Genomic DNA, 15,525 nt, shown 5'->3' on the forward strand with positions numbered 1-15,525 from the left:
GCCAGAGGCTATTGGTGTCAGAGCATTTTCCGGCTAAACCTTGACATTAACATTAATGTCAAGGTTTAAGGTAAAAGAGTCCCTGTTAATTCACCTCTGATGCTCTACCCCCAGCGTTTCACCCAATTCACCAGAGAACACGCAGATACCGTAGCCGCCCTTTTGTGTGGCTTATTGCTATTTCTCGGATGGTTCGCCTTGCATCTTGGTTGGTTGGGATTAGCATTGCTGCTGCTACCTGCTGCTTACGTGATTGGTGGTTACGAAAGTGCGCGAGAGGGATTGACTACTCTCTTCAAAGAAAAAGAACTCGATGTAGATTTGCTGATGATTGTGGCGGCGATTGGTGCTGCTAGCCTCGGCTTATGGCGAAGAGAATATCATTTAATTATTGATGGGGCAATTTTGATTCTGATCTTTGCCATCAGTGGCGCACTAGAAGGCTATGCAATGGCGCGAACTGAGCGGAGTATCCGCAGTTTGATGAGTTTGACACCAGATACAGCAAGGGTTTTGCATCAGGGAAGAGAAGCGGAAGTTTCCATCAGTCAGCTAAAAGTGGGTGATGAGATTGTCGTCAAACCTGGAGAACTAATTCCTACTGATGGGATAATTTTATCTGGTTACAGCACGCTCAATCAAGCTGCGATTACAGGCGAGTCTTTACCTGTAGAGAAAACAATCGGTGCAGAAGTATTTGCTGGCACCCTCAACGGCTATGGTGCATTGCAGATTAAGGTACACAAACCAGCCCAAAGCAGTTTAATTCAGCGTGTGATTCGCTTAGTAGAACAAGCGCAGACTGAAGCACCACCTTCGCAAGAGTTTATCGATCGCTTTGAAAAGGGATATGCCAAAGTCATTGTAGTAGCCGGGATATTACTGGCAACTTTACCGCCATTTCTTTGGGGTTGGGATTGGGAAACGACGATTTATCGTGCCCTTACTTTCCTAGTGGTGGCTTCTCCCTGTGCGTTGATGGCGGCAATTATGCCCACACTGCTTTCGGGAATCGCCAATGGTGCAAGACAGGGGATTTTGTTTAAGAATGGGGCGCAGTTGGAGAAAATTGGCAAAGTCCGAGCGATCGCATTTGATAAAACTGGTACTCTCACAACAGGACAGTTGCAGGTATTTCAGGTTATTTCAGCTAGTGAATACACTCAAAGAGATGTATTAAAAGCAGCAGCTAGTGTAGAATCATCTTCTGAACATCCCATCGGTAAAGCGATTGTGCAGGCGGCTGGTGATTTGGATTGGGTTGGTGCAACCCAAGTGCAAGCTATGCCTGGACAGGGAATTGTCGGAATTGCCCAAGAACAACAGATAATTGTGGGGAATGACCTTTTTGTGCAAAAGTATGTGACAAATTTACCTGAAGAATTGCGAGAAATGGCTCAAATTTTGGAGCAAGAAGGTAAAACTGTGGTTTGGGTAGCGAAGAACCCCACCCCACAAGCGAGGAGGGGAGCCGGAGATGTGATTGGTGTAATTGCGATCGCAGATGAAGTAAGATCGCAAGCAGCCGCAACCATTACCCGGTTAAAGAAACTAGGAATTGAGCAAATTGTCATGTTAACTGGGGATAATAAAGAAACTGCTCACAGTGTCGCCAAAGCAGTCGGAATTGATCGGGTGTATGCTCAACTTCTACCAGAAGATAAGCTGGATGTGATCCGTCATTTACAGCAACAATATCAAACTGTGGCAATGGTAGGCGATGGGATCAATGATGCACCAGCTCTAGCGCAAGCATCTGTAGGGATAGCGATGGGAATATCTGGTAGTGATGTGGCATTGGAAACCGCAGATATAGTACTGATGGCAGACAGGTTAGAAAAAATTGCCGTGGCGATGCATTTGGGTAGGCGATCGCAAGCCATAGTCAAACAGAATATAGTCGTAGCGTTGGGTTTCATAATGTTGCTTTTGGTGGGCAACTTTCTGGGAAATATTAACCTACCCATTGGCGTTATTGGGCATGAAGGTTCCACAGTGTTAGTTACCCTCAGTGGTTTAAGATTGCTCAAATAAACGACTCACCGAATTTACGATGTTTAAATTTTGGATTTTGGTGAAGCAGCGCGATTCCTGCTCCCTCTCCAAAATCAAGATTCCTGCTCCCTCTCCTTAATAAGGAGAGGGCTGGGGTGAGGTTTACGCTTTCTACGAAAGTGAGATGCTCCCTTTCTAATTTACATAAGGCGTAACATCGTAAATTTAATGCATTTCTCTTGAAAAAGCGAATTGAAACGCGAGAATAATTCTATTATCCAAACATCGTAAATTACTTGACAGAGCTAATGACTTGATTGCTGGGGTCAATCTAAAATCTAAAATCTAAAATTGATTGACGGGATCTGGAAAGTCAGAAAGTATCACAGACGACAAAACTTTTCTCAATCACCGCACCCAAGAAAACTTTTCGAGTTACTCAACACTGATAGGATTGATTCAAAGACTTGTGGAATCTGCTCTTCCTAAACAACCTAGACTTGCATAAATTACTATCAACAACTTGCGACTCACATCATGAACCGCTTTACCTCAATTTTTCTGGCCGGCTTGATAGCATCTGCTTCAGCTTTGGCTATTTCTCTAAAAGCTGATGCGAAAGCACCAGTGTCTTATCTTGCTGAGTTAGATAACTACAGCTATGATTATCATCGCAACGATGATGGTAACTACGAACGTGAGAGTCGTTACCACAGAGATGGTAATTATGACCGCGAGAATAACCTTCGCAACATTAATGACAATGAGCGCGAGCATTATCGCCGCTATGAGCGTGAGCATTATCGCCGCAATGAGCGTGAGAATTATCGCCGCAATGAGCGCGAGAATTATCGCCGCAATGAGCGCGAGAATTATCGCCGCAATGAGCGCAACAATAACCTTCGTTATCAACACGAGCAGGACTGGGGTCGTGGCTAATCCCTCGGCCTTCATTTACATTTAGTCCCTGAAATACCTCACCCTGGTTATGCTACGCAAAACCTGTCCCTCTCCTTATTAAGGAGAGGGATTAAAGATAGGACAGGGTGAGGTTCTTTTATTATGGGCAATTCAGCGGACATGATATGAGACTGATTAATGAATAGTCAACGGAGTTGTGAGTTTAAATTTTTGATGCCGTCGCACTTTGCTCTAGCTGTCTAATCCGCTCTATTTGCAGCAGATTCCACTCATCATCAGAATAGGGTGTGCTAAACCAAGCATCTAATATTTCTTTAGCGATCGCTTCTGTAGTTGCGCGTAAACTTAATACAAGGACATTCGCATGATTCCAGATGCGGGACCCGCGTGCAGTCTCGGCATCATGGCACAATGCTGCACGTATCCCAGAGACTTTGTTGGCGGCAATAGATGCGCCGGTACCAGTCCAACAAAAGACAATGCCCTCATCTGCTTGCTGGGTTGTCACTGCCAAAGCAACTTTACTACAGCTGAGAGGCCAATCAACTTCAGGATCATTCTCAGCTAGGGAACCAAAGGGTATAACTTCATGCCCACGCTGCTTAAGTTCTTCCAATATCCTGTCGGTAAGGTTGGTGCGTTCATCACTGCCAATAGCGATTCTCATGACTGTTCACGCTTTCCCTTTTAAAAATGTAAATTTATTCAAAATAGGGACTATTCATGCCAATATTTGCTTACTACATTGGTTTTTTTCACCAAATTACCTGATCACAAAAGTAGACAATAGTCTAGATTCCGACAGGAAGAAAACGGCGATGTCTCCAACATCAAGTCCAGCAACATAGGATTATTACTAGCCAAACAAATCAATATTACTAGATCAATTTGACCGAAGAAAGGCAGAGGGCAGTTATTGCTGGAGGCAGGAGATTTTAGAAAATAATTCTTCCCCCTGCCAAAAGGGTTTCAGAACAAGTAAATTTATTTATAACGATTCCTTCTGCCTCCTTAAAGTAAACATCATGAGAAAATGGGTAGATAGAAATTGAGTACGTCAAGACTTCGGACTAGGACTAGCCGCTTCATCAGGTGCAGGACTGATGGGAGCGCCATTGGTGAGGCTGAGAATACCGGAAACAACAATTTTGTCCCCAGCTTTTAGTCCTTCGATAACTTGATAATTATTCCCCTCAATAGCTCCCAATTTCACGGGCTTTTGTTGAGCTACTAAAGATGGCACTCCAGCTTTAGGGTTTTGTGTTGGTGCTTCAGCTTTAGGCTTTTGGGGCGGTGCTTCAGCTACAAACACAAAAGTCTCCCCACCCAAGCGAGTTACTGCTGTAACTGGAATTAAGATTCCTGGACCTTTATTCCAGATCACTTTGGTTTGTACTGACTGAAGATTAAGCAGTCGATTTCTCAAATTGCCAAAGTTAGCTTTCACCAAAACTGTCTGCGAATCTGAACTGGCATTTGGGGCGATAAAACTTATCTTACCCGTTGCTGTGGGTTGGCCTTGGGCATCCAGCATTTGCACGGGTAATCCCAAGCGCAACTTTCTGGCTTCATTTAGCGGAATGGATATATTCAGGTCTAAAGAGTCATTTTTGGTCAATGTGGTCAGCTGATCCCCTTGTCCCACATACTGTCCTAGCTTGACTGGGATATTACCAACAATACCTGTGAAAGGAGCTAGGACTTTTGTGTATTGCAGTTGGACTTGAGCCGACTGGACTTCAGCCGCTGCTTGGCTGACTTGCGATCGCCCTTGGGCAATATCTTCGGGGCGGTTGCCGTTCACCTGCTGCCTATAGTATTGTTTCTGTTGTTCTAAGGCAGCACCTAGCTGCTGGATATTTGCAGTTCTGCTTTTGCGGAGTTGCTCTAAGTTTTTCTGGGCTGCAACCAGCGCCGCTTCAGCACTACCTTTATTTTTGACGTATTCATCTAGGCTATCTTGGGAAGTTGCCCCTTCTTTTGTTAATTGTTCGTATCGCTTTGCTCGTGCTTGTGCTAACACTAGATCGGATTGGGCGGAATTAACTTGAGCTTCAGCCTGCTGAATTTGCTGTGGTAGCGATCCAGATACGGCATCTTGATATTTTGCTTGGGCTTGATCTAACTGGGCTTTGGCTTGGGAAACTATTTCTCTTCGAGTCCCGGCTTTGAGTTCGGCAAGATTTGCCTGTGATTGTTCTAGTGCTGCTTGTTTTTGTCGTAGCTGGGCTTGGGCATCATCAATTTGTAGACTAATAATTACTTGCCCTTGTTGAACACGGTTGCCCTCTTTGATGTTAATCTGGGTAATTCGCCCTCCAACCTGTGGCTTGATTGGTACAGACTGTGATGCCTCTAAGGAGCCAATAAATTGCGAACTCTCCTGCACAGTTTCACTTTTCACAGTTGCTAGCTTGACGGCAACTGCCGGTTGACTAGCCCCTGCTTCAGCACCCGATGGTGCATTGCTAGCATGACTAGTTTGCCACCAGCGCCAACCAAAACCAACACCTGCAACTAACAAAACGATTCCTAAGATTAGAGGCCAACGCCGCTTTTGAGGTGGCTTAGGCGATCGCTTTGGCAATGGTTGCAAGTCTTGACTAGAATCAGTAACCGCAGGCTGTTCTATTTCAACGGGAAGGCGAGAATCAGGGAACTCAGAATGGGTCATCATTTTCTCGTTTTGTGGATTTAAACTTGGGCAATCTACTTTTTTTCGCTAAAAAAACATTGAATTAATAGTTTTTTAGCCTTTTTTCTCTATGTTTGGTGACAAATATCTTTGGGTATTTGGGCGATCGCTCACAATGTCTAGCACCTAAAACGCACAAATATCCTCTATCCCTTTATGGTTAATTTGTACATTACTTAACTCCGAGCATTTTTCTAATTGTAATTTATAAAACATTTTTAGTCCGTATAAACCCAGTGCCTTAGCTCCGAGAGAAAGCACGGTTCATCTTGTTCTTGCAGGCGAATCAACTGAACCTACTGCCTGCTGCGTTGCAAACACCTTAGTTCCTGACTTTCCCAAGCGGGGACGAGTTTGTGCCGTCCTTGATGCTAAGTTTTCCATGAGCGTTTGCAAGCGGTTGCTTGCAGATGTAAGTGCTTGCTTGCATTATAACCACATAGAAGAAAATATTGATATAAGTTACAGATGAGTTTATCGCTCTTGAGTAGTAGTGAATACTGAATCTTAGGGAAGAGAAGCCTATGGAGCGATGCCTTCTCTTCTCTACGAGAGGCTACGCCAACAAGACGCTTCGCAAACGGCGGGCTACGCCTACGCTGATTAATTCAGATATATAGCAGTTCTCAATTGCATGGAATACAGCAGCCCGTCGCGTGGGCGGGTTTTCCGACTTGGGCGAACTGGTGGCGTACCACTCGTAGAGACATACCATTGCTGTGCCCCTACCATCTGTTGCATGCATAGACAGGGTACCAGAACTGCTTTATTAATCAAGGTTGCGAGTTTCATCGACTTATCCTCACCAAAAACGACGTGCAATCATCAATCAGTATCCTCTAGAGTCCTATTTTTGAGCAGTCTCAACTTCCTACACTTAGTTCACCCAATCGGTTGATTTTTAACTCACCCAAATGGGTGATTTAATTTATCCTAAATTAGGGTTTTCTTGTATGCCCCATGCCCTTCAACCATCGACAACTGATTTTTTAGAATTCAATTTCGGTAAAATACCCACAGTTGATTTTCGGTTAGCAACAATATGAGAAAATAGCCACTCATATCGATCAAGTGCTTGCTCCAAGGAATAGTTTTCTTCGGCAAACTGTCTTCCTCTGTTACCTAGCCTCGCCCCTAGAGCGGGATTAGCATACAAATCATGCACCGCAGCAGCCATTGCATCGGGTGATTCTGGCTCAACAATTATCCCTCCACCACTGAGTTGGATTGCTTTAGCAGCAGTACCAGTGGCGGGGACTGAACCCACAATCGGGCGACCACTCGCCAATAGCAGTGGTATTTTTGAAGGCATATTGAACGAAATCACATTGCGCTTTTGCACAATTAGGCCGACATCAGATCCTGCTAGCATTTCGGGTATTTTTTCTCGCGGCTGCAATGGTAGCAACAAAACATTATCGGCTCCATTTAATAGACAATATTCCTGCAATCTGTGCAATGCTATTGATTCGCCAACGATCACAAAGACAATTTCCCTGATATGACGTAAGCAAACTGCTGCGTCTATTACTGTCTCTAAACCTTGGGTTAGAGCAATGTTACCCGAATAAAGTACTACAAATTTCCCATCCAGTTGATGGCTACATATCCAGGAGTTGTTCTCTTTCGGTAAAGGGCGGATGAAATTTACATTCACCCAATTGGGAATACAAACGATTTTATTAACAGGTACTCCCTTATTCACTAAATTTTCACGAAACCCATCGGCGATGACGCTAATAGTGTTTGCAGTCCGATATGCAAATTTCTCTAGGGCTGCAAGAGTTCGGATCATCCACTTATTTTTCAATAGCCCAATATTCACCGCAGCTTCTGGTAGAATATCTTGCACATTCAGAACTACTGGGCAGTTGTATAACCAACCAAATATTGTTGCTGGTAACGTACCTAAAAGAGGTGGAATTGTTAAGATAATCACATCGGGACGTTTGCCTTTAAAGGCTTGGGGTAAGCTGGTGAAAACAAAGCTCAACTCCAATAAAAGCCGATCCACGAGGTTGGGTTTAGACCGAATCCGCAGGTAACTTCGTTGAATGGTGACGCCATTTTTATGTTCAGTAACGTACCATTTACCCCGATATCCATCGTAAATCTCACGCTGAGGATAGTTGGGCATTCCGGTAATCACCCGCACTTGATGACCTCGCTTTACTAATCCTTCTGCCAATTCAGTCATTAAGGGAGCAATTCCAATCGGCTCTGGATGATAGTTGTAGGAATAAATTAAAATCTGCATGAGCTATTTGTAAATTTTGTGAAGACAGCATGAAATGAGCGCATTTATTGCTAATTTCAGTAGGCGCTCTACTTTGATTATTTAATTTAGGTTCTGAGCAGGTGATTATTTTTTGAAATCACAATTGCAAGCAAGACTGTTTAAGACTTTTCTGGGTGGATTTTAACAGTTATTATTTATTAATTATTAGTTATCAATTAGCAATTATTAGTGTTCACTGATAATTGCTAATTGATTTAAGTTTATTATCATACGCCTGATAAGTTTTCACTAATTTCAAAGGAAATCTAATACTTAAATTTACACTTAGAAAATTGTAGCATTATATTTAATCTCGTGTAGCAAACCTACATTCCAGCTTGTAAAGTGGCACATTAAGTATTTTTAACCAAGTCATCAGTATTGGATTCAATGGTCAGCATCCTACTTTTTTGAGTAGTTCAAAAGCACGAACTTTTCAATACTAGTGTCCTGTGTAGCTTCGTATTTGAAGCTGTTATATTGCCTTTTTATACTTGAAATCAACAGCTTAATCTGGGCTATTGCCCAGCGATGCCTGTGGTGGTAACAGAACGCGGCCGTTGTGCGGGCTACGACTAGGCAATGGTAAAGGCGATTTTGGCGAAAATGTTTTTCATTGTGATCACTCGAATACTTGTGTTAATAGGTATTCGAGCGATCGCAAATCGATAAGTTTGAATGATCAACTCATCAGTTCACTGAACTATTGGGGCTAGAATAGAAATTCATTAAACTAAATTTGGCAACCTCTAACTAGGAAGCCCTACTTTCTAGCAAGAGGCTTGCTTTTTCTTCAAAGTTGAACCTAAACCCAACATCCCAAATGCCAGTAAACCCACGATAGAAGCAGGTTCAGGGACTTTGGATACTTGAATGGAACCAGAATTTTGATCTAGCGTTATTTCTTTTCCCTGTTGATTCACATCCTGACGTAATGCCAAAGAGTCGCCAAACCTTCCGTGCAAGAAATATTCTCCAATTACACCCGTTCCTCCTCCTATATCAAAGAGGCCAAACAATTTCTGAGTGGAAGTATCAAAGTTGAAAGTGAAGAACTGAGATTGTGACACTCCACCATTAACGGTGTTATAAGTTCCCAAAAGATTTTTAGATGGGTCTAAGAAAGAGACATTCAAGGATTGTAAAAATTTGGTCGCTCCACTACCACTTTCGGAAATAATTGTCGGTGCTGTAGCCTCATCGTAGCTGAATGAACCTACTGCTGAATAACCGGCATTACCTAGCCAGTTAAAGTTTAAATCAACAGCTTGGGCTGGGTTGTTAGTACCAGCAGCGATCGCTACACTAAGAGCAGTACTGGTTGCTGCGATCGTAGCAATTTTGGCGAAAATGTTTTTCATTGTTATAACTCCAGAGTTGATTGAAATCATGCAGATATCAATCTATAAACAAGACTAACTTTATGATAAAAAAATGTATAAGTAAATACTGCATTAAACTACGGTAGTAGTTGTAAAAAATTAATGAAGAGAAACACTTTTTTATGAAGTTTTAGATAAAATGTCAAATCTATCTAACAAACCTAAGCTCGACTTTAGGCATTAAAGATGTATCTGGCAAGGCTGACTAAAAATCACGAGCGATCGCCAGATAATAACTGATAAAGTTGAGCTACGCAAAGTTGAAAACAGTATCTTATGCCTGGGTTTCTATTAGAAGTTGGTACAGAAGAACTACCTGCAAGTTTTCTCAGTGATGCTTTAGTGCAATGGCAGCAGCGCATTCCCCAAAGCCTGGAAGCAAACAGCCTCAAGGCCGAAAGTGTCCAGGTGTACGGTACTCCTCGGCGGCTGGCGGTAGTAATTAAAGGTCTACCATCTCAGCAACCAGACCGAGAAGAAGAAATTAAAGGTCCCCCAGCCCAAGCTGCCTTTAAAGATGGTCAGCCGACAGCAGCAGCAGCAGGCTTTGCTAAAAAGCAAGGTGTGGAAATGGATGCGCTATTTCTTCGCCCCACTGACAAAGGGGAATTTGTCTTTGTTCTCAAAAAAATTCCCGGTCGTCCTGTGGCGGAAATTTTGACAGAACTTGTTCCCCAGTGGATTTGGGGTTTAGAAGGTAAGCGGTTGATGCGTTGGGGGAATGGGGATGCGAGATTTTCCCGACCAATTCGCTGGCTGGTAGCTTTGTTAGATGAGACACTGCTACCCCTAGAATTAGTGAATGGTTCTAAAACGATTAATAGCGATCGCATTTCCCAAGGTCATCGTGTCTTACATCCTGAACCTGTGACAATTGCCCAAGCTACTGATTATGTTACCGCCCTTAAGTCTGCTTATGTCACCGTTGACCCAGAAGAACGGGCAAATCTGATCAAAGAGCAAGTAAATGCAGTAGCAAAGAATTTAGGCGGGTATACAGTAATTTACCCCGATTTGTTAGCGGAAGTAACCAATCTTGTAGAATATCCTTCCACAGTTGTCGGTAAATTTGAAGCAGAATTTTTGGAATTACCAACTGAGGTAATTACTGAAGTCATGGTTACTCATCAGCGTTATTTCCCTGTATTCAAACCAGGTAGTTTTGAGCAAGAATTATTGCCTAATTTCATTACTATTTCTAACGGCGATCCCCAGAAATCAGATATTATTGCCGTCGGGAATGAAAGGGTAATTCGTGCCAGATTAGCTGATGGGAGATTTTTCTACGAAGCTGATTTAACTAAGCCTTTAGAAAACTTTTTACCCCAGTTAGAAAAAGTCACTTTTCAAGAAGAATTGGGTTCGGTGCGTACTAAGATAGATAGAGTAGTCAAGATTGCCGAGCGAATAACCACCCAATTAGAATTAGAAGAAGACCAAAGCCAAAGAATCCAACGTGCTGCTTTATTATGTAAAGCAGATTTGGTTACACAAATGGTGTATGAATTCCCGGAATTACAAGGCATTATGGGAGAAAAATATGCCTTAGCTAGTGGTGAAGATGCCGAAGTAGCAAAAGCTATTTATCAACATTATTTGCCAACGGGAGCCGGTGACAATTTACCCGAAACACTCACGGGTCAAATTGTCGGTTTGGCAGATAGATTAGATACCTTGGTAAGTATCTTTGGTTTAGGTTTAATTCCCTCTGGTTCCTCTGATCCCTTCGCCTTGCGCCGTGCTGCTAATGCTGTAGTTAAAATTGTTTGGTTTGGTAATTTACCGATAAATCTAGATGATTTACTAGCACAAATAGCGACAGATTTTGCAGCAAAATATCACAAAGATCAGGCATCATTAACCGCAGCATTACAAGATTTTTTCTTACAACGTATCCGCACCTTACTGCAAGAAGAAAAACAGATTGATTACGACTTGGTAAATGCAGTTTTGGGAGAAAATGATCCAGAATATACAGAACGGACATTAAAGGATTTATTGGATGTACGCGATCGCGCCTTATACTTACAACAAATCCGCAACGACAGTACCTTAGATAACATCTACGAAACCGTTAACCGTTCTACACGATTAGCCGCCCAAGGTGATTTGAATACAAAACAGCTAGAACCGACAACCGTAGTTCGTCAAGAATTATTCCAAAAACCCTCTGAGGCAGCTTTGTATAATGCCTTAATCGAATCAGTACCGCTTACCTGGGCAGCACAGCAGACACGAAATTATCAACTATTAGTAGCAGCACTAACAAAAATTGCTCCGACAGTTAGTAACTTCTTTGATGGACCAGATAGCGTTTTAGTTATGGACTCCGATCCAGAAGTCAAGCGGAATAGATTACACTTACTGGGATTAGTTCGCAATCATGCCCGTGTTTTAGCTGATTTTGGTGCGATCGTCAAAAATCTGTAGCGTAGGTTAACAAAAACCTGTGTAATTTTTGCCAATAAACGCTAATATAGGGACTGCTTAACCAGGGACACTCTGCTGCAATCTATGCCTAGAGCTTCTGTAATTGGATTGGGAAAGTCCGGTGTTGCTGCGGCGAGATTGTTGAAATGGGAAGGTTGGGAGGTAGAGCTGAGTGATGGCAACACCTCCGAAACCCTCCAACAACAACAACAACAACTCGCAGCCGAGCAAATAACCGTTAAACTAGGCCAATCCCTAGAATTGAATGGTGCTAATTTACCCCAATTAATAGTCGTTAGTCCTGGCGTGCCTTGGGATATTCCCGTATTAGTTGAGGCACGCCAACTAGGTATTGAAACCATTGGGGAAATGGAACTCGCTTGGCGAAATTTGCAATTCGTACCTTGGGTAGGAATTACTGGGACTAACGGCAAAACTACTACCACAGCTTTAATTGCTGCCATTTTCCAAGCAGCAGAATTAGATGCACCTGCCTGCGGTAATATTGGCTACGCCGCTTGTGAAGTTGCCCTATCTTGGAGGGGACAGGGCGATAAGGAAAGAGATAAGGAAACTCCAATCCAAAATCCAAAATCTAAAATCCAAAATTGTATTGATTGGGTGATTGCGGAAGTTAGCAGCTATCAAGTAGAATCTTCAAGTTCTCTTGCACCCCGTATTGGTGTTTGGACGACTTTCACACCAGATCATCTCAGTCGCCATCAGACTTTAGAGAACTATTACAACATTAAAGCCAAGTTATTACGTCAGTCCGAATTGCAAGTGTTGAATGGTGATGATGCTTACTTGAGGAAGCAAGGTTTAAGTAATTGGCCTGACGCTTATTGGACAAGTGTCAAAGGAAAAGATTTCCTGATTAGTGAAAAAGGCTTTTACATCGAAGACGACTGGGTTGTGGAAAAATTGACTGCAACCTCTGCACCAGAACCGATTGTGAAAGTATCAACTTTGCGGATGGTGGGAGAACATAATCAGCAAAATCTCTTGATGGCAGTAGCAACCGCACGATTAGCCAGAATTAATCGTGATGCGATCGCACAAGCGATTCGAGAATTTCCTGGGGTTGCCCATCGTTTGGAGCATATCTGCACTTGGGAAGGTATTGATTTCATTAACGACAGCAAAGCTACCAATTATGATGCTGCCGAAGTTGGTTTAGCATCTGTGAAAAATCCAGCAATTTTAATTGCTGGTGGAGAAGCCAAAGCAGGAGATGATACTGGCTGGCTAGCACAAATTCAAACCAAAGCTGCTGCTGTGTTATTGATTGGCTCTGCTGCACCCGCATTTGCTAAACGTCTCCAAGAGGTGGGGTATTATACATACTATATTGTGGAAACTATGGAGATGGCAGTTCCGAGAGCAGCAGAATTAGCCAAGGAATATCAAGCGCCTGTGGTGTTGCTATCTCCTGCTTGTGCGAGTTTCGATCAATATCCAAATTTTGAGGTGCGGGGCGATCGTTTCCGTCAGTTGTGCCTTGCTTGGGCGAGAGGAGCGAAATATACCAGAAGAGAAATTCCAGATGCGGAAAATTCTGCTTCGGTAGGTAGTAGCAGTTCAAGACTCAGGAGTGAAGACTATAGAAAGAGCTAATTGATAGAGTTGGCGACGGGGAAGGGAAGTAAATTTTGCTAACTGACGGCTAGCTTGCGATCGCGATATTCCCTGACTAATTAACTGTTTCAATTCGGCTTTCAATTCCTCTTCTGTGAGTTGGGGCTGACTGGCTGGAATTCCCGCGACTACTAATGTATATTCACCTTGGGGTTCTCGTTGGCTGTAATGTGCGATCGCTTCAGCAATTGTCCCTCGCCAAAATTCCTCATACAATTTAGTTAACTCCCGTCCTAGCACAATTTGGCGATCGCTTCCCCAAACCTCTGCTAAGTCTTGCAAAGTATCTCGCAAGCGGTGGGGCGATTCATAGAAAATCAATGTGCGAGATTCTGTTTGCAGAGATTCTAAATGTTGTTGTCTCTGTTGACTTTTAGATGGCAGAAAGCCTTCAAAGACAAACCGATCCGTTGGTAGTCCAGCTGCACTCAATGCAGTAATTGCTGCACTAGCGCCAGGAATGGGAACTACTGAAATTCCCGCCTCAATACAGGCTTTCACCAGTTCATATCCAGGATCGGAAATTCCAGGCATCCCAGCATCGCTCACCAGAGCGATCGCTTTATCATTAACTAAATGCTCTAATAATTCTGGGATGCGGCTGGTACGATTATGTTCGTGGTAACTCACCTGGGGTGTCTTAACTTGAAAATGCTGTAGCAGTTTCCCTGTGTGACGCGTGTCTTCCGCAGCAATGATATCAACAGTCTGCAAAATTCGCACCGCTCGAAAGGTCATATCTTCCAGGTTGCCAATTGGTGTGCCGACAATGTAAAGTGTTCGTGGTTTTGGATCGGTTTGCATGAGTGAGAAGTTTTAGTAAAACTTGTTTACATATTTAGGAAGAACGAACACTGTTAGAAGCAAGTCTGATTAATTCTTCAACATTGTTTGAGATTGTATTGCAAATCGCATTTAAAGGTAAGTCATTGGGATCAAACCCGAAAGGTTCTTCGATTTCTGAGCCAATTTGTTCAATACTTAATAATGTAAAACTTACAAAAGCCATTACTATACCAGTCCACCAATTTAAAAAGCTCACAATTTCCAAAGGTAATATTAGACAAAAAATTAATAATAGTTGTCTGAGTTTAATAGTATATATCAAAGGCAGTGGCGTTTTTAAAATGCGTTCACAACCACCTAAAATATCTACTAAATCATCTACGCAGTTATGTAGAGTAGTCAGTTGATAGACATTTAGACAATTATGGTCATGTTGATACTGCAAGTAATCTCCTATCCAATAAGCAATTTGTAGTGAGGGGTGATTAGTATCTTGGAGTTGTAAATATTGTTTTTCAGACATTAAGGATGCTAACTGAGTGTCTAAAGGTACTGATCTTAGATGTAACTTCATTGCAACGGCAAAAGCAGTTACTAACCGAAGTATTGCCTCTTTCTCTACTCTATCTTGCGGTGTCTTGTCTTTAACTATTATCCAAATTCCGCGAGTTAAGTTCCGAGATGTATTAACTAAAGATCCCCATAGTTGACGACCTTCCCAAAATCTCTCATGGGCTGTATTCGTCCGAAAAACTAATAGTAATGTAAAACCAATATTAAAACTTAAAACAGCATTAGTAATAATACTGTTGGGATTGGAAAATGCTATTGGTACTCCTAAATGATATAAAAATGATATTAAAAATCCATACGCCGTACAAAAAAGTACCCAAGGAAAAATCAGAGAAATAATTGACCTTTCAAGCCGAAGAGTTACTTGAAGCCAGTTCAATTTTTCGCCTTTGTAAAGGTGATACTTTTCTATTAAAGAGTTTTTAGAATTATTTTGAAAATAGTTAGGTCGTTTCATATTGGTAAGGTTTGACGATTACATCAATTAGGAAACTAGCTTTTTTAGCTAAAGTTATCGTGCTTAAGCAAGATATATGCAAGATGTAGGTTTGCAGATAGCGACTCTCATACAACTATAATCAACATAAATTCTAGTTTTAACATTAATATTTATTTATGTGAACCCTCTTTAGGTAAGAAAATTAATGACTGTCTTCTAATTCTTGACCATCAACTTGCTTTTTTGCTTATATTGGTTAAACTTCGTGGTATTTAACTGATTTATGGGATAATTAGGCAAAATTTAGATTTATTTACCGTAAATACTCACTTTTTCTCACAGATAGAGCGATCGCATTTGGGTTAATAATTAATATAGTGTAATTAGA

The 15,525-nt window shown here is 42.2% G+C and carries 11 protein-coding genes; 4 read left to right on the forward strand and 7 right to left on the reverse strand.

What is annotated here, in order from left to right; genetic code table 11:
* Positions 1-99 precede the first annotated feature (99 nt).
* Complete coding sequence (locus V7K31_RS16595) at positions 100-2,034, forward strand: heavy metal translocating P-type ATPase (protein ID WP_335095424.1); 1,935 nt, start codon at positions 100-102, stop codon at positions 2,032-2,034.
* A 498-nt stretch (positions 2,035-2,532) separates the two neighbouring features.
* Positions 2,533-2,934 (forward strand): hypothetical protein, encoded by a 402-nt coding sequence (locus tag V7K31_RS16600; protein WP_335095426.1) that lies wholly within the window; start codon positions 2,533-2,535, stop codon positions 2,932-2,934.
* 184 nt (positions 2,935-3,118) lie between these two features.
* Here V7K31_RS16600 and V7K31_RS16605 read toward each other — a convergent pair whose 3' ends face one another.
* The 5 genes from V7K31_RS16605 to V7K31_RS16625 all read right to left on the reverse strand — a co-directional run bounded on the left by V7K31_RS16605 (position 3,119) and on the right by V7K31_RS16625 (position 9,250).
* Complete coding sequence (locus V7K31_RS16605; RefSeq protein WP_335095428.1) at positions 3,119-3,583, reverse strand: RpiB/LacA/LacB family sugar-phosphate isomerase; 465 nt, start codon at positions 3,581-3,583, stop codon at positions 3,119-3,121.
* Between the two features lie 390 nt (positions 3,584-3,973).
* On the reverse strand, positions 3,974-5,593 hold the full coding sequence (locus V7K31_RS16610) for an efflux RND transporter periplasmic adaptor subunit (protein ID WP_335095430.1): 1,620 nt from the start codon (positions 5,591-5,593) through the stop codon (positions 3,974-3,976).
* A 574-nt stretch (positions 5,594-6,167) separates the two neighbouring features.
* Positions 6,168-6,356 (reverse strand): hypothetical protein, encoded by a 189-nt coding sequence (locus V7K31_RS16615; RefSeq protein ID WP_335095432.1) that lies wholly within the window; start codon positions 6,354-6,356, stop codon positions 6,168-6,170.
* A gap of 222 nt (positions 6,357-6,578) precedes the next feature.
* Complete coding sequence (locus V7K31_RS16620) at positions 6,579-7,868, reverse strand: glycosyltransferase family 4 protein (RefSeq protein WP_335095433.1); 1,290 nt, start codon at positions 7,866-7,868, stop codon at positions 6,579-6,581.
* Between the two features lie 791 nt (positions 7,869-8,659).
* Positions 8,660-9,250 (reverse strand): PEP-CTERM sorting domain-containing protein, encoded by a 591-nt coding sequence (locus V7K31_RS16625; protein ID WP_335095435.1) that lies wholly within the window; start codon positions 9,248-9,250, stop codon positions 8,660-8,662.
* Positions 9,251-9,547: 297 nt separating this feature from the next.
* Here V7K31_RS16625 and glyS point away from each other — a divergent pair, with 297 nt between their 5' ends.
* Together glyS and murD are read left to right on the forward strand one after the other, a co-directional pair.
* Positions 9,548-11,701, forward strand: a complete 2,154-nt coding sequence (gene glyS, locus V7K31_RS16630; protein ID WP_335095436.1) for a glycine--tRNA ligase subunit beta — start codon at positions 9,548-9,550, stop codon at positions 11,699-11,701.
* 84 nt (positions 11,702-11,785) lie between these two features.
* Positions 11,786-13,318, forward strand: a complete 1,533-nt coding sequence (gene murD, locus V7K31_RS16635) for a UDP-N-acetylmuramoyl-L-alanine--D-glutamate ligase (protein WP_335095438.1) — start codon at positions 11,786-11,788, stop codon at positions 13,316-13,318.
* Here the strand turns inward: murD and rsmI are convergent.
* Positions 13,283-14,143 carry a 16S rRNA (cytidine(1402)-2'-O)-methyltransferase gene (rsmI, locus tag V7K31_RS16640; RefSeq protein ID WP_335095439.1) on the reverse strand — a complete coding sequence of 287 codons (861 nt, stop codon included), beginning with the start codon at positions 14,141-14,143 and terminating at the stop codon, positions 13,283-13,285. The two genes, murD and rsmI, sit on opposite strands and share 36 nt — an antisense overlap.
* 34 nt (positions 14,144-14,177) lie before the next feature.
* Positions 14,178-15,155 (reverse strand): bestrophin family protein, encoded by a 978-nt coding sequence (locus V7K31_RS16645; RefSeq protein ID WP_335095441.1) that lies wholly within the window; start codon positions 15,153-15,155, stop codon positions 14,178-14,180.
* Positions 15,156-15,525: the final 370 nt, after the last annotated feature.

The sequence above is a fragment of the Nostoc sp. genome (assembly GCF_036917675.1).
GTDB lineage: Bacteria > Cyanobacteriota > Cyanobacteriia > Cyanobacteriales > Nostocaceae > Nostoc.